Below are 16936 nucleotides of genomic sequence, written 5' to 3' on the forward strand. Positions count from 1 at the left end.
TAGAACAAATAATAGAAAAGTTTTCCATAATAACGTAAAAATATATACTATTTTGTTAATAATTGGTTTTTCCTATAATGAATAAGAACTACATTGAAAATCTATCATTTTAAAAGAAACCAAAGGTCCGTTATGATAGAAGAAAGGTTTGCTGGAGGTGTTGATATGGCTAAAGAAAAGGAACAACCTGAACAAGATCCTATTAGCGAAGAAGAGTTAATAGAACTTGTTCTTGAAGCACAAGCAGAAGCGCTAGAAAAGCAACGACTAGAACGTTTAGATCGCCTTGAAGGTAAACAAATAAAACGAAAACGTCAACCGCCTTTTGCAAGGTTTATCGCATGGCTCATCGCCATTATGCTTACCTTTAGTACGTTTGCTATATTCTTTGAAATATTCTCTATTCCAGCCGTAGAATTTTTAAAGAAATCGACTTCACTGTCATTCCAAAGTAATATTCAAACATATAAAAAGTCCGTCGTACAAATCTCAACACATGAAAGTAAAGGGACAGGCTTTTCAATTTCAGATGATGGCCTAATTGTAACGAATGCTCATGTTATCGAAGATGCATTATCTCTAACTGTCTATTTTCCTGAGGACGGTATTTATGAAGCTGAAGTAATTGAAAGTTATCCGGAGATTGATATTGCCTTTTTACAAGTAGAAGGAACTGACCTACCCACTTTAGATTTGGCTAAAAACTATGAATTCACATTTAGGGAGGCTGTTTATTTTATCGGTAACCCTCTCTTCTTTTCAGGTATTGCAAATGAAGGACAAATACTTGGGACAAAGAGTCTTTCGGATTGGGAAGAGGACGTCTATATGATGGATGCACCCGTCTACAAAGGAAACAGTGGCAGTCCTGTCATTGATATGAGTGGGTATGTTATTGGCGTAGTGTTTGCAACGTTGGATGATAAAGAACATGGAAATGTAGGACTGTTTATTCCGATTGAATTGGTGAATGAAAAACTTAAAAACATCAAATAAAAAGTGCGTCGAAATAAAGGACGCACTTTTTTGTTCATTCATTTTTATTTAGTTTAAATTCTTCCGCAAGCAAACGATATACTTTTAAACGCATTTCTTGCGAATGGGGAATTGTACAAATCATCGCTTCATCAAAGCCATATAGTTCTTGCTCTTGTCTTAAATAATCCCCTACTTCTTTTGCAGTACCTACAATATTCAACTTACGATTTTCTTCAAGCCACATCTTATCCATTTCTGTTAACGGATAATCTTTTGCTTCTTCAGGGGTAAGGCGTGGTGGGTTGACTTGGCCGCGCATAAATAACATTCGCGAGATATTTGCTGGTTTTGCCTCATATTCTGCTTCTTCTTTGGTCTCGCCTACTGTAACAAAATAAGAAACTATAATTTCCGGCTTTTCCATAAAGGCTGATGGCACAAAACTATCTCGGTAAGCATCAAAAACGCCCTTGTTCATGTAGCCATTGAAAAATTGCGCGTAAGAATAGCCGACTCCTCTTCTACCAGTTTCTATTGCACTGTTTCCACTTGAACCTAATATCCAAGCTTCAGGTAACGGAACATTATTTGGTGAAGCTGTAACTCTTCTATAATAAGGGTTATCCGGAATTTCCTCATTTATAAATGCTAATGCAGCATCAATCTTCTCATAAATATTTTCAACTTCCGGTCTTCGTCCATCGGATAAGGCATACATTGCATACTGATCTCCACCTGGTGCACGTCCAATACCAAAATCAATACGTCCTGGTGCAAGGGCACTTAACGTTTTAAAGTTTTCAGCCACTTTATATGGTGAATAGTGCATAATCATCGTCCCACCAGTACCAACACGGATACGATTTGTTTTTGCTGCGATATACGCAGCAGTTATTTCAGGTGCTGAACTTGCATAACCTTGTGTACTATGATGTTCTGCCATCCAAATTCGTTCATAACCTAGTTCTTCAGTAACAATAGCAAGCTCAACTGCTTTTGCTAATGCGTCCTGTGCTGTATTTCCTTTAGTGATTGGTGCTTGATCTAATACGCTTAATCGCATCAATTGAACTCCCCCTTTGTCAGTTTTTCAATTATACTAACTTAATTATTTCAATTGTAACGAACAATGTATTAATATATCCACTTTCTAGGCTTATCTAAGCGAGAGGACCCATTATCCTTCTCGCAAAAAAAATTTATATATCCCAATTTAACTTTAAAATATTTTTCAAAATAATTAATTGTTCCTCACCAATTACTTGAGCAATTTTATTTTCTAAGTTGGACTTTAACTCTGTATGTTTATCGCAGCATTGTACCCCTAGTTGGGTTAAACTTATGCATTTATCTCTCTTACTATGTTCAGAATTACTTATTTCTACTAACCCTTTTGCTTGTAGACTTTTAATATTTTTGTGAGTTGCTTGTCTTGTAATAGTCACATTTTTTGAAACATCTGATATGGTTGGTTTCTGGCCATAGATTTTATGCATGATATACCATTCAGTTTGTGAAATTTTTATATCACTCTGTTCTTCCCACATACTTTCAATCATATGACGTACATAATCGTTTTTCTCAATTATTAAGTTAACTAGACCAAGACTATTTAGATGTTTACTCAAAATGAGCACCTCTTCTACTAAATTTTCAATATTACTATAGAAGAGCGTCCATTCTTTGTCAACCAAATTGACATTTTGACAATTCCATGTTACACTTATATTGTAAACTTAGTTGACGAAAATACCCGAATAGGTGGCGACTGTATGTATAGTGTTGGGGATTTAATCATGTATTCTTCCCATGGCATTTGTGAAATTGACGATATAACTGAAAAAAACTTTTCGAACCAAACTAAAACCTATTATGTAATGCATCCTATTAATAATGCTCAACTTGTTATTAATGTTCCAATTCATAGCGATAAAATAAATTTACAAGATGTTGTTAATAAAGCAACTGCTCAAAAGATTATTGATTCCTTCGAACACCCCGGTGTAGACTGGATTGAAAAAAATAATCATCGCATTCATATTTACTCTGAAGCTATTAAACATGGAGATCGATACGAGATTGCCAAAATAGTTAACACTTTAATGGTTAAACAACATGAACTACAACTGTTCGAAAAAAAGTTAAGTTCACAAGATATGAAGCTATTAACATCTATACAAAATATATTATTCTCGGAACTCGCACTTTCATTAGAAACGACTAGTGATGATATTTATAATCGAGTTGTAGAATGTTTGAAACAACAAATCTAAATATAGAATGACAGAATATAAAAAAGAAGTAATCTTACCCTCAACATAGAGGAAAAGATTACTTCTTTTTTTATACGTTTATAAAATAGTTAATAAATAATCCAATAGACAATAAAAAACTAAAAAGTGTATTTGTTAAGGCAGTTGATTTCATGGCAGTTCGCATAAGTGCAGGTTCTTTTACACCGTTTCGGAATGCTTTAATTGCCGAAATTGGCTTTGGTAAACTTAATAAAACTACTAATGCCCAAGCACTTAAATCCCCTATCACGATTAAAATAATAATCCATAAATACGAAATGAAAAATGCATTCGCCAATGCCATCACAGCAGCATCTCTACCTAATAAAATGGCAAGCGTCTTTCTTCCACCTTTCGTATCCTCTTCTATATCGCGAATATTATTAGACATGTTAATAGCCCCAACTAATATCATCGCTGGGATAGAAATCATAAAACTTAACAACGTTACTGTACCTGTTTGGATAAAATATGAAATTAATACAAAGCCCGATCCCATTAATGCACCAGCAAATAATTCGCCAAATGGTGTATATGCTATTGGAAGTGGACCTCCTGTATATAAATAGCCTATTGCCATACCAAATAATCCAACGACCACTAACCACCAACTACTGCTCGCACATATGTAAACACCAATGATTGCTGCAAATATATATAGCAAAATTGCGACTGTCAGTACGTTTTTCGGTTTCAAACCGTGTCGAACAATTCCTCCGCCTATGCCGACAGATTCTGCTGTATCTAAACCACGTTTGAAATCATAATATTCATTAAATAAATTTGTCGCTATTTGTAATGCTAGACAGGCAACCATCATCGCAACAAACAGCAACCAATTAATTGTTGTATCATATAACGCAATTACCGTACCTAATATTACTGGTGCAAAAGTTGCAGTTAATGTATGTGGTCGTGTCATCTTCCACATTAGTTTTGCAGGGCTAATTTCCTTTTGAATTGCTTCCATTGATCGATTCAACTTCCCTATAATAATATTTGTAACTACTATAATTTTCATCTACATATTGTTTGATGAGTCTTTCCATCTATCCATTATAACAAATTCTTTCATAAGTGCGAGAATGAAAGATTATCCACTTAAATTGTCGAAATCCCAATTTATTAATCTTCGTATACATGTAAAAAAGCCTACGAACCAGAATGATTTGTAGGCTTTTCGTTTTTGTTTAATCTCGTTTACTACTATAGACAAAATAATCTACTTGCATACATTTTTGAAACCCTGCTTTTTCATAAACAGATAGAGCTCGTTCGTTCTCTAACTCTACATCTAACATGACAAATCTTTCGCCGTTTCTTAAAGAAAAATGTTTTGACCAGTTTAATAACGCTGTTCCAATCCCTTTTCCTTGCATATCTGGATGAACAGCTAATGCTGTAATCTTTTGCACTTCGCCTTCTTTTGTCGTTGTCATCGTTCCAACGACTTCCTCATCCATTTCAGCAACCCAAACAACACTTCCTTCAGTTGCTGTATTGTACTCAATTAAATCAATTGATTCGTCACGGAAATCACCAAAAGCGTCACCAAAAATTTGAATTAATGCATTTTGGTCATCCTCTGTATATTGTCGAATAGAGATATGATCTTCTAAATCAATTACAGATGCTTTGGCCTCAAAGGTTGCTTCAGAAAAACTATAACGAAAACCGAAACGTTCTAAAAATGTTCTTCCATATGTACTATTCTCATGAGCAAGGGCAAGTTCACCTTCTGCACCACGATCATATAAACCTTCATGTAACACTTTGAAAATGGCAGTTCCAATACCAATTTGACGATACATTGGACTTACAACCATTGACCATTCGTATGTATTTAACCCCATAATATCACTAGCACTAGCAACCCCTACTAATTTGTCTAGCCCATCATCATAAGCTAAAACGAAAAAACCTTTACTATATAACTCTCTACACTCATGTAAATTTAACAGGGAAGAATAACTAACTCTATCTACATTTCCTGCTTCATCACATAATGTTTTAATCTCTTCAAACGTCTCAGCATCAATCGGGAAAGATGCCGTTATAATAGAAAAATTCATGATTATACTCCAATTCTTTTGTATATTCTCTATCATTTTAGAGTTACATAGAATGGAGTGCAACCACGAATTTTTGTGTTGTTTACTATTAAATTCACTTATTCCCTAAAACATCTGTTTGTTCCAACATTTTAGCATAGATACCATTTAAATTAATCAACTCTTGTTGTGTACCAGATTCGACTAGTTGCCCTTCATGCATAACAAATACAAGATCGGCATGTCTAATTGTATTTAAACGGTGTGCGATGACAAAACTTGTTCTTCCTTCCATTAATAACTCTAAAGCTTCTTGTATTTTCACTTCTGTTACAGTATCAATACTACTAGTAGCTTCATCTAATAGAAGAATTACAGGATTTGCTACGAGTGCTCGTGCAATAGATAGAAGTTGCTTTTGCCCGTGGGAAATTTCACTACCATCACTAGCAAGTATCGTGTCATACCCTTTTGGCAACTTCATAATAAACTCATGGGCATTTGCCTTTTTACAAGCTTCTATAATCTCTTCATCAGTTGCATCTAATTTTCCATAGCGAATATTTTCATATACAGAATCCTCAAATAAAAGCGGATCTTGTAATACAAACGCCATTTGACTACGTAAGGTTTCCCGTTTCAGTTCTCGAACATCTTTTCCATCAAATAAAATTTGACCTTCACCTACGTCATAAAAGCGTGCGATTAATTGCATAATTGTTGTTTTCCCAGCACCTGTCGCACCTACTAAAGCTACTGTTTGACCTGGTTTTACGTGGAAGCTTACACCTTTTAACGTTTCTTGATCTTCACTTAGTTCATATTTAAAGTGAACATCTTTAAACTCAACTTCACCTTTCAAACGTGTATCTTCTGATAGTTTCCCATCATCTACTTCTTTCGTTTCATCCATAATTGAAAAAACTCGTTCTGCCCCGGCAATTGCTGATAGAACCGTATTAATCTGGTTAGCTAAGTCATTTAAAGGACGTGTAAATTGTCGTGCATATTCAGTGAAAATAACAATTACACCAATTGATACATGACCATGAAAAGCTAAAATCCCTCCAATACCAGCGACAATCGTAAAACTTATATTATTTAAGAAGTTCATAACTTTTGGTATAAACCCTGAGTAAGTAAGGGCCCAAAATCCTGTTTTGCGTAATTTTGCATTCTTCTCACGGAATTCTTCAATAACTCGCTTCTCTTGGGAGAAAGCTTTAACAATTGCTTGCCCAGAAATTGTTTCTTCAATCGTTCCGTTTAACGCTCCAACGGCTGCTTGCTGTTCTTTGAATAATTTTCCAGTCCTTTTTGTAATCCAACGCATTGAAAGAAACATAAGTGGGATGATTAACATCGTCAAAACCGTTAATAACGGGCTTAAATAAAGCATCACAATCACAGTACCAACTAAAGTTAGTAAACTTGAAAATACTTGTATAAACGACGTGTTTAATGTTGCACTTACTGTCTCAATATCATTTGTTGCACGACTCATCAGCTCACCATGTTGACGTTTGTCGAAAAACGAAACAGGTAATCTCATTAAATGATTAAAAAGTCCAGTTCTCATTTTATAAATAGTTGTTTGCGAAATACCGATCATCCAAAAATTTTGTAAAAATAGAGAAATCGACAAAATAATATATACACCAATCAACGTAAGAACAATTGGCAACATATTTTGAAACTGACTTTTTAATATATATTCATCGATAATATATCCAATTAACAAAGGTCCTACTAATGATAGAATCGAACTAATTACAACCATAAAGAACACGGTAATAAGTAAAAATCTTTGTTCATCGACAATTTTCCATATCTTTAGCAACGTGCTTTTCCAGTCGTTAGCCCGCGGTCCTTTTTTCTTCTCAACTTTTCTTTTTAAATCGTCTTTTGTCAGAATCGGTTCATATCCGAACGGTTTTCGTATGAAGTTCACCCTTCTTCACCTACCTGTTCTTGCTGGGATTCGACAATTTGGCGATAACGCTCGCTTATTTGAAGCAATTCGTCATGTGTACCATATGCTTCTACTTTCCCGTCATGTAACAATAGAATTTTATCCATTGTTTTTGCTGTTCTTACCTTTTGTGTTACTACGAACATCGTTGTGTTTTCTTCCTCTAAAGCATCCCATAAAGCAGCCTCAGTTTTTACATCAAGAGCACTAGTACTATCATCCAAAACTAAAATTCTCGATTTTCGGACGAGTGCCCTTGCAATCGATAGTCTTTGTTTTTGACCACCAGATAAATTAACACCCTTTTGCCCTACTCGTGTATCATATTTGTTTGGGAATGTTTCAACGGTTTCATGGATTTGAGCTTGTTCTGCTGCTAAACGAACCTCAGAAAATATCGCATCCTGTTTTCCCCATTTTAAGTTTTCTTGAATGGAGCCTGTAAATAACAATGATTTTTGTGGGACAAACCCAATCATGGCTCTTAGTTCTTCTAATTGCCAGTCAAGAACATTTCGGCCGTTTACAAATATCTTTCCTGAAGTAGGCTCATAAAACCTTGGTAGTAAATTAAGTAATGTTGTTTTTCCAGAACCTGTTTCACCCATAATAGCAAGTTTTTCTCCTTGCTTAATTTCAAAAGAAATGTCTGATAGTACTAGTAACTCTGTATTCGGATATGTAAATGATACCTTTTCAAAACGAACAGTTCCTATTTCTTCTATTAGATTATCATTTTTCAATTCACTTTCAGATTTTTCAACTTCAAGACCATTACCATCAACTAAAAGAACTTCCTTCATTCGGTCTGATGAAGCTTTTGCACGTGCAATCGCGATAATAATAAAAGCAAACATAGAGAAGTTTCCTGTTACTCGCATTGCATAGTTAATAATTGCAACTAACTCACCTACTTGTGCATTACCCGTACTTACTTCAATTGATCCAAACCAAATAACGGCTAGTAAACTAAGATTCATAATTAATAACAATGCAGGCATTATAAATTCCATAATTCGAAGTGCCCTAGTTGTATCAAGTTTTAAAGAATTTGCTACCTGTTGAAATCTACTAGATTCATATTCGTTACGCATATAAGCTTTTACTAATCGAATCGCTTGCAAACACTCTTGTAAAACCCGATTTACTCGGTCAAGTCGCCACTGTACTTGTGCAAAATAGGTAATTCCCTTTTTCACCATAAAGTACAAAAATCCAACTACAATTGGCGCTCCAATTAATAAAAATAAGGCAATTTTAGGATTGATAATAAAAGCCATTACCAAGCTTAAACTCGCGGAAAGTGGTGCCCTTACCAAGATTCGAAGACTCATAAATAAAACGTTTTGAACTTGAGTTACATCATTGGTTAATCGAGTAATTAAACCAGATGTAGGAAATTTTAAATAGGTCGCCATAGTAAATGCTTGTATTTTACTAAATAAAGCATTCCTTAAGTCAAACCCAAAACTATGAGCAACGTGTGCAGCAAAATAAGAGTTAATAATTCCCGCAATGAGTGCCACAATTGCTAAAAAGACTAAAACAATTCCCCAATTCTTAATAGCTTCGATATCATTAACAACAATTCCATCATCAATGATCTTCGCAATAATTAACGGCTGAACAAGTTCGATGAATAACTCAGTTAGCATTAAGATGAAGGCAAATAATGCTGGTAACCAATACGGTTTTACGTAAGAATATACTGTCTTCATGCCTACCCCCTAAACCCCTGTAAGAACCCCCTTTTGTTCTTACTTATTTATCTATATAAATTTTATCCTACTAGTATAGAACAACTTGTCAAAATCTTCACACATTTGAACTTGCATTTCTATTCTAAATTCCTATAAAACAACTAAAAAATGTATTTACTATTTCAATGATACTTTACTAATTTCTCTTCAGACACAAAATTATCGTACATTTTTAATAATCTACATAATTTTTACATCATTCATTAGGTACTTAGTCTCGTTTTAACCATTTGCCATAAATAATCCATTATTAAAATAATGACTAAATATCGAATTGATTTTATAATAGATAGTAAAATATTCTTCTAAAAGGGAGATTAAAAGAATGACACTTGTAAAAACGAATGAGCGTATTGACGAACAGTTAATACTAAATTCTCCTTTTCCATCTTTTCTGATGGATAAACGAAATCAAGTAATTATCTGGAACCAATTATGTGAAGATGTATTTCAATATTCCTTTAGTGAATTCACAAATAACAATCAGATAAAAACTACCCTACTATCAACATTGTCGGAGCATTCTTGGGAACTTATAGCTAGTAGACAAGATATCTATCAATTTGAAAATATACAACTATTGTCTAAGGATGAACGTTTAATTGATTCGTCAATTTTTATAGTACCTTCAAACTATAAAGGTGAACCTTGTACTTTAGTTATTTGCCCCATTAATGATCAATTGAAAAAAGTAAATACAACGATGCAAGAGTTAATTGACCTTAGAGATGGTCTCACCTCTACATTTATGTACGTTACAATTGATGATGAGGGATTCATCATTAACTGCAATCAAAAATTTTTAAAAACAAGTCATTGGACGCCTAAGCGGGTAATTGGTAAAACGTTTTGGCAGCTATTCCCTGATACAGATGAAAGTAAAGAAGTGACAGAGCAAATTTGGAAAGCCATCAATTTAGGAAATGTATGGCATGGAGAAGTCGAAAAAGTTACAAAAGATGGACAATCTTATTGGGTAAATTTGACAGCTATTCCTACCTATTCAGCTACAGAACATCGCTTTCAATACACTTTAATAGAACATGATATTACAGAAGAAAAGTTAAAAAGAGATAGTCTAGAAAAAATAGCTTATATCGATCCCGAAACAGGCTTAATGAATTCTTATCGTTTAGAACAAGTTGTAAATGAAAAGATTGATGATCGTTTAAGTTTTGCCTTTGTATATATCAGTATTGATAAATTTTATACTTTAAAAGAAATTCATAATGTTCAAATTGAAACGAGTTTCATAACAGAATTCGTTAAACGTATGAAAATTTACTTCCAAGATAGTACTATGGCAAGAATCAACTCAAATGAGTTCGTTATCCTAACTCCATTAAGCGAATGGTTTATCCAAGGATTTTTACACTATTTAAAACAAAATCCGATTTATCTTGGAAATGTAGCTGTTCCAATTTCACTAAGTGGGAGTATTACGCACTCTCCGAAAGACCAATCGAACTTTACTGAATTGATGAAAGCTTCCTTAAAAACGTTACAAACCGTACGTGAAGCCGGTGGTAATAGCATTACATCACTTTCTTCTGCATCACATAAAGCATTACATCGCAAGTCGTTGATTGAAAAACGTTTGCTCCTTGCCCTTGACCAGGAAAATTTAGAAGTGCTGTATCAGCCACAATACGATCTAAGTAGAGAGAAAATCATTGGTGTTGAAGCTTTGGTACGTTGGGAAGATGAAGAAATCGGAGTAGTTTCTCCGGACGAGCTTATACCTATAGCAGAAGAAACTGGACTCATCAATGATATCGGCTCATTCGTTATTGAAAAAGCTTGTAATCAAGCTGTGGAATGGTCTAAAAAAGGACTCGGGTTAAAGGTAAGTATTAACCTATCTGTTCGAGAATTCCGTGATAAAAACATGGCAAAAACCATTATGAATTCATTAACGAATACAGGTTGTCCAGCTCATTTAATACAAATCGAAATTACAGAAAAATTTGCGTTAGAAGCGGAAGCTGAATCGAATATTATTAAACAAATGAAGATTCTAGCAAATGAAGGTATTACCTTTGTCTTAGATGACTTTGGAACAGGCTATGCTTCATTCCGCTATATGCAGTTATTACCGATAGAAATATTAAAAATTGACCAAACCTTTATTCATTCATTAATGATGTCAGACAAAAATCAAAAACTAGTGAATGGTATCGTTCAATTTGGGAAATCAATGAATATTACTGTTTTAGCAGAAGGCGTTGAAACTGAAGAACAACTTCAACAACTAAAACAATTTGGCTGCAACTATATACAAGGTTTCTTAATTAGTAAACCTGTGAATGAAAAAGAAATCGAAAGACTTGTTAAATAGAACAAAGGCTACTAATCATAGATTAATACGTCATGATTAGTAGCCTTTTTTAAATTTTATTTAACTTTTTGACGTTTGATTCTTGCAAATGATTGCATTGAGGTCTTCCCTTTGTTTAACGTTCTATAATTTAGTTGAATTATTACTTCCGCAAATACAAGCCCCATCGCTATGGCTCCAGAAATCATAAATGCTCGCATGCCAAATTCAATCCCACTTGTATAGTCTAATTCCACAATACTGCGCATAGAATTATAAGCAATACCACCAGGGACAAGCGGTATAATTCCCGCTACATAGAATACAATCATCGGTGTTTTAAACCATCTTGCAAATATTTGCGCAACAACTGCCACTACAAATGATGCTAAAAATGTGGCATGAACCTCTGTGGCATTGACTTGAAGAAACGAGTAATAACCCATCCAACCAACTGAACCAACTAGACCACAAATAGGAATTGCCTTTATTGGTGCATTAAAAATAACTCCAAACGATGCAGTTGCAATAAAACTCATTATAAATTGTATTAAATAGTCCATTTTTCATTCTCCTTAAAAAGCAACTACAACAAGCGCAATACCAGAACCAATAGCAAAAGCAGTTAGGAATGCCTCTGCACCACGTGATATACCTGAGGTAAAATGACCTGCCATTAAATCACGAATTGCATTTGTAATTAGTAATCCCGGAACTAGTGGCATGACACCACCAATAATTATTTTGTCGATTTCTGTACCAAGGTGAAACTTTACGGCAAAATGTGCGACTAATCCTATAAAGAGTGCTGCTAAAAATTCTGAGAAAAATTTTACTTTTGTCAGATCGTGTAGGATAGTCACCACAATAAAACCAACTGCACCTGCTACAAATGTTGCTGGTAGATCCGACCATAGTCCACCAAACAAAATCATTAATGCACTGCCGGCGGAAGCTGCAGTTAACAACTGTAGGGAAATCGGTAAAAAATAATTCGTCTTTTGTATCTTTATTAACTCCTCGTAAGCCTGTTCTAATGTTATTATTTTATTAGTAAGTTTGCGAGAAACATTGTTTACTAGTGCTATTTTGTGAAGATCAGTAATACGGTTTGATATAGAGGTAATTTTTGTTATTTGCTTTTTTCCAATCGATAGGATAATTCCTGTTGGTGTTACATAACTTTGAGCATCTTCTATTCCGAGTGAACGGGCCATGCGTAACATCGTATCTTCCACACGATATGTTTCAGCTCCACTCTCTATCATAATTCGACCTGCAAGCAAGAAACAGTCTAAGGCCATTTCAAAATTGATTTCATTATTCGACATAATCAAGATTCTCCTTTTTCTCCTTGCTCATAGTATCGAACAAAAATAGAAATCTCAATACAAATGCATATTATTTCAATTTATTTTTACATATTTTTCATAAGCAACTACTTTTGAAAGGGGTTTGTATTCAATATGAATAATAATGATCGCAAGTTTGGCGGTCGATTAATTGATATTGTCCTAATTACTACGATTGCTACGTTAACCGTGTTCATCATTATATTCACTACTACTAGTAATGAATTTAAGTTTCAAAATGCTTCTGCAAACAGTCAAACGGCAAACCAATCAGGTTCAGGTACCGTAAACTCAAATGTTGAACCAGAAATATCTTCATCAGCAACTCAAGAAATTGTTAATACAAATATCGACGGAATTCGTTTAGTAAATGAAACATTAAAAGATTCCACAAAACCCTACTCAATTCAATATGTAAAAACAAACTTTGAATCAGTTAATACTGAAATAAACAAATACATATCCGACGCAAAAAACCAATATGAAAATATCATACGCCTAAAAGACACTGTTGAACAAAATGAAACGACTACAAATCTAGAAAACAATTTAAAGATAGAAGTAGAAATGTATCCACATCAAGATCAATATCTTTCACTCGTTTTCACTAAAAATGTGGCTGTAAAAAGTAATACTTACGACACATCAATCTATACCCTTTTCTTTAATCTAGAAACGGGAAGTATAATTGATTTTCAACAAATATTAAATGACGATGAAAATCACTTAACATCATTATCAGATGTTGTACGTTATTCTATAGTGAATAACCACGATTATCAAAAACATATTAATCAAGAAGCTTTATTTAAAGTGACTGAACCAAAATGGATTTACTTCAAGCGATTTGCAATCATTGAAGAGTCACTAGTTCTGTATTTCAATAAAGGGGAAATTGGTAATAGCGATATAGGTGTACCTATGGCTACTATTCCATTATCATCAATATATCCTTTACTATCTAAAGAGTTTCAAACAGGAATCGAAAATCATTCTGTAATCACGAATCCTCCACCACAAAAAGAAAGTAGCAGCAATACTGGCAAAAAAGTTGCTTTAACTTTTGATGATGGACCTCACCCAACGGTAACAACAAGTATACTAGACACGCTTGATAAGTACGATGCAAAGGCAACTTTTTTTGTCGTTGGTAATCGAGTAGAAAAGTATGCTGATATTGTAATAGAAACGTTAGAACGTGGTCATGAAATCGGAAATCACACTTGGAATCATGAAAACTTAACAAAAGTATCCTCAAATCAAGTAATGGACCAAATTAACGCAACAAATGTTGCAATTCATAATGTATTAGGTGAATATCCAACAGTATTCAGACCACCATATGGTGCAAAAAATGATTCTGTCATTAGCGTAATTGACCTACCAGTAGTGATGTGGACAATTGATACGTTGGATTGGAAATACCGCGATTCTACTAATCTATTACCAAGTGTTCAAAAAAATATGCACAATAACGCCATTATTTTAATGCATGACATCCACCAATCGACTGCTGATGGACTTGAAAGTGTCCTAAAATATTTGCAAGATGAAGGCTATGAATTTGTAACAGTTAGTGAAATACTACAAAATAAATAACACAAATAAAACGATTGGCATTACCCCTTGCAGGGTTGCCAATCGTTTTTCAATTACTGCAATTTAACACTACCTAACAAATTAAACGTCTGTAAGTCGTAGCTTTTAATTTCATTTCTAGAAACTGTATAAAGTGTATCGTCGATATAGAGCATACGTTGGATCATTAACTCCCAATTTTCATACATTTCACCATTAGCTGCTGGAGTTATTAAGTTCCCTTTAAGTTGAATTCCATTTTCATCTGTTATTTCATAAATGACTGCTCCAGATCCTTGATATTGAGTTTCATATTCCCCTTTTTCTTTATAAAGTGTTATCGGGAACCCAAAATAACTATAATCAGTATTTCTGAATAGCGCTTTATGATTGTATTGGACATCTGAGTACGTACCGCGACCACCAATTATTACGTTATCTTGTTCTTTTGGATTTGAGAAATCGGTAATATCAAATAGTGATATTTTCATCCCACCCGTTACTGTAAATGGCTGTTTAGAATAGCTATCAACCATAGTTTTCGTATCGTATCCAATCCCAATTAGGTGATTTTCATCAAGTGGGTGTAGGTAATTACTGAATCCTGGGATTTTTAATTCTCCTAATACTTTCGGTGCACTTGGATTAGCTAGGTCAATGACGAATAGAGGGTCAACTTCTTTAAAGGTAACTATATACGCTTTGTCTCCCATAAATCTCGCAGAATAAATGCGCTCACCTTTTGCTAAATCAGTCACTTCCCCTACTTTAACTAACTTGTCATTGAAGATGTATAAATGGTTTTTCGAAGTAGGTTCTGCCCCCCAAGAATGTCCTTCGGTTACAGCAATTCGGAAATGTCCATTATATTCATCCATCGAGAATTGATTTAATACTGTCCCTTCAACTGAAGCTGAAGCAGAGAAGTTAATTGTCGTTCCATCAATTGAGAATTTATAAATGTCTGTATTTGTCGACATAGGCGCAATGATCATATCTCTAGCAATTGATGTAGAAACAGCGTCTGAAGTATCAACTTCAACATCAAGCTCTAACGTTGTAGGCATTTCGTAGTTGTTAGCAGTTAAATAAATAGCGTTATATGACATATAAAGGTTTTGGCTCCCACCTAAAAAACCTTTCGTTTCAATTTTTTCATTTTGGAAATTGTTTAAATCAATTGCAGAAATGATCGTGTAACTTGGTTCTGTCGCGCCAGGTAAAATTGTTAACTGATCAATTTCCATTGGGGCGATTTTTTCTTCTTCCGCGCTATCATAAACATACGGTCTTAACTCAACTTCGTCTGCAGGAGTATCATATAAAATCCAATAGTTTGGAGTTTTGTTCGATACAATATAAAGTACATCATTATATTTGCGCACAGCACTCATATACCCATCCTGACCTACTTCACGTATTAATGATGGATTTGTAGGGTCTTCAATATTGTAAATGGCTGCCGTTGTTAGGCTATACCCACCCATATAATGTTGTTTGTCTGGATGTTTCGTCTCTACATACTGATCTTTAATAACAATTAACATATTCTCATGTATCATCATTTGCATTGGATAGCTATACTGATCCAGTGGGATTTTACTTACTTGTTTCATATTTTTTGGGTCACGGGTATCTGTAATGATAATGTTGCTATCGAAAGTAGAATAAATAAATTCACCATCCGTAACAACGATATCCCCTTCTTCTATCCCTTCTACCTGGTTATTCGTTGTAGAATGATCAGAACCCCCACTTCCAGCGCTATCACTTTTTGATTCAGCTGCGGACATGTCAGAACTTTCAACTGTAGTTGTTTCGAATTCTCCTCCAGAGTAATAACGTTTCTCACGATTAGCTACATTTAAGAAGAAGTTTTGGAGATCTTCTTTCGATGCAATATGTTTAATTTCATCAACTACTTCAAATTCAATTTCCTGTTTTTCCGTTTTAGATGAAATATCCTTAAAAGCTGATTTTTCTATGTGAGCTGTATACGTGCCTGATTTTGCATTAAGTATTGCAAGAGTTTTATTGTTATTTAGCAACTTCATTGAAACTTCAACTTTTTCTCCTGCACTATTCGTTAAATAGATGTGCTCGTTATCTATACTTGCTTCATCTAGGCTTTGAGAAAAATGGATAAGGTATGGATGGTTCACCATTACTTTAGATGTCGCCTCTACCTCAACCTTCTTTCCTAGGAATAGTACCGCTCCTACTACAATTGCAGCTAAAACAATAAGTAATCCTCCTATATAGAATCGTTTTTTCATCTTGTCACTCCTTTAAGTACTTCTTTATCGGATTAGACCTATTTATATTGGATAAGTTACAATATTCGGAAATTTATTTTCTGAAAATTTTGGGATGTTTGGGGGTTGAGGATGGGGTGGGGAGTTTAACTTGCGAATTTTGCTGGGTTACTTGCGATTTTGAATGATTTACTTGCGGTTTACGGGAGTTTATTTGCGTTTTCTAAAAATTATTTGCGATTTTGGTTTTACTTGCGAATTTTGCGAGGTTACTTGCGATTTTGGTAAGCCCGAAATATAAAAAAACGTACCTTATTGGTACGCATTACGAATAGCCCTACTATGCTAATTTTTTTCAGATAGAGGGCTATTTTGCACA

Annotated in this window: 13 protein-coding genes; 4 read left to right on the plus strand and 9 right to left on the minus strand. The window is 34.3% G+C overall.

The window, feature by feature from the left end:
- Window positions 1-165 precede the first annotated feature (165 nt).
- Entirely contained in the window at window positions 166-996 is an 831-nt protein-coding gene (locus CRO45_RS16700) for a S1C family serine protease (RefSeq protein ID WP_097150763.1), read from the plus strand.
- Window positions 997-1030: 34 nt separating this feature from the next.
- Here CRO45_RS16700 and CRO45_RS16705 read toward each other — a convergent pair whose 3' ends face one another.
- Both CRO45_RS16705 and CRO45_RS16710 read right to left on the minus strand, forming a co-directional pair.
- Window positions 1031-2041 carry an LLM class flavin-dependent oxidoreductase gene (locus tag CRO45_RS16705; RefSeq protein WP_097150764.1) on the minus strand — a complete coding sequence of 337 codons (1011 nt, stop codon included), beginning with the start codon at window positions 2039-2041 and terminating at the stop codon, window positions 1031-1033.
- Window positions 2042-2177: 136 nt separating this feature from the next.
- On the minus strand, window positions 2178-2615 hold the full coding sequence (locus CRO45_RS16710; RefSeq protein WP_328588647.1) for a MarR family winged helix-turn-helix transcriptional regulator: 438 nt from the start codon (window positions 2613-2615) through the stop codon (window positions 2178-2180).
- A gap of 135 nt (window positions 2616-2750) precedes the next feature.
- On the opposite strand from CRO45_RS16710, the gene CRO45_RS16715 reads away from it, so the two are divergent.
- The gene (locus tag CRO45_RS16715; protein WP_097150765.1) at window positions 2751-3251 is read left to right on the plus strand and encodes a CarD family transcriptional regulator; all 501 of its coding nucleotides are present in this window, start codon (window positions 2751-2753) and stop codon (window positions 3249-3251) included.
- 70 nt (window positions 3252-3321) lie between these two features.
- On the opposite strand, the gene CRO45_RS16720 is transcribed toward CRO45_RS16715, so the two are convergent.
- From CRO45_RS16720 to CRO45_RS16735, 4 genes are all read right to left on the minus strand, one after another.
- On the minus strand, window positions 3322-4242 hold the full coding sequence (locus CRO45_RS16720; protein ID WP_097150766.1) for a 1,4-dihydroxy-2-naphthoate polyprenyltransferase: 921 nt from the start codon (window positions 4240-4242) through the stop codon (window positions 3322-3324).
- A 220-nt stretch (window positions 4243-4462) separates the two neighbouring features.
- Window positions 4463-5344 carry a GNAT family N-acetyltransferase gene (locus CRO45_RS16725; protein ID WP_097150767.1) on the minus strand — a complete coding sequence of 294 codons (882 nt, stop codon included), beginning with the start codon at window positions 5342-5344 and terminating at the stop codon, window positions 4463-4465.
- Window positions 5345-5438: 94 nt separating this feature from the next.
- Window positions 5439-7274 (minus strand): ABC transporter ATP-binding protein, encoded by a 1836-nt coding sequence (locus tag CRO45_RS16730; protein WP_097150768.1) that lies wholly within the window; start codon window positions 7272-7274, stop codon window positions 5439-5441.
- Window positions 7271-9013, minus strand: a complete 1743-nt coding sequence (locus tag CRO45_RS16735) for an ABC transporter ATP-binding protein (RefSeq protein ID WP_097150769.1) — start codon at window positions 9011-9013, stop codon at window positions 7271-7273. The genes CRO45_RS16730 and CRO45_RS16735 overlap by 4 nt, the downstream gene beginning before the upstream one ends.
- Before the next feature lie 367 nt (window positions 9014-9380).
- Between CRO45_RS16735 and CRO45_RS16740 the strand changes: the two genes are divergently transcribed.
- Entirely contained in the window at window positions 9381-11393 is a 2013-nt protein-coding gene (locus tag CRO45_RS16740; protein ID WP_235864638.1) for a bifunctional diguanylate cyclase/phosphodiesterase, read from the plus strand.
- Between the two features lie 56 nt (window positions 11394-11449).
- On the opposite strand, the gene CRO45_RS16745 is transcribed toward CRO45_RS16740, so the two are convergent.
- Together CRO45_RS16745 and CRO45_RS16750 are read right to left on the minus strand one after the other, a co-directional pair.
- Window positions 11450-11935, minus strand: a complete 486-nt coding sequence (locus CRO45_RS16745) for a threonine/serine exporter family protein (protein WP_097150770.1) — start codon at window positions 11933-11935, stop codon at window positions 11450-11452.
- 12 nt (window positions 11936-11947) lie between these two features.
- Window positions 11948-12703: a threonine/serine exporter family protein gene (locus CRO45_RS16750; RefSeq protein ID WP_097150771.1), complete on the minus strand. Its 756-nt coding sequence runs from the start codon at window positions 12701-12703 to the stop codon at window positions 11948-11950.
- A 135-nt stretch (window positions 12704-12838) separates the two neighbouring features.
- Here CRO45_RS16750 and CRO45_RS16755 point away from each other — a divergent pair, with 135 nt between their 5' ends.
- Window positions 12839-14323 (plus strand): polysaccharide deacetylase family protein, encoded by a 1485-nt coding sequence (locus CRO45_RS16755; RefSeq protein WP_097150772.1) that lies wholly within the window; start codon window positions 12839-12841, stop codon window positions 14321-14323.
- 53 nt (window positions 14324-14376) lie between these two features.
- Here CRO45_RS16755 and CRO45_RS16760 read toward each other — a convergent pair whose 3' ends face one another.
- Complete coding sequence (locus tag CRO45_RS16760; RefSeq protein ID WP_097150773.1) at window positions 14377-16578, minus strand: beta-propeller domain-containing protein; 2202 nt, start codon at window positions 16576-16578, stop codon at window positions 14377-14379.
- Between the last annotated feature and the right edge of the window lie 358 nt (window positions 16579-16936).

Origin of the sequence: Ureibacillus acetophenoni (assembly GCF_900220965.1) — a bacterium.
Taxonomy (GTDB): Bacteria; Bacillota; Bacilli; order Bacillales_A; family Planococcaceae; genus Ureibacillus; species Ureibacillus acetophenoni.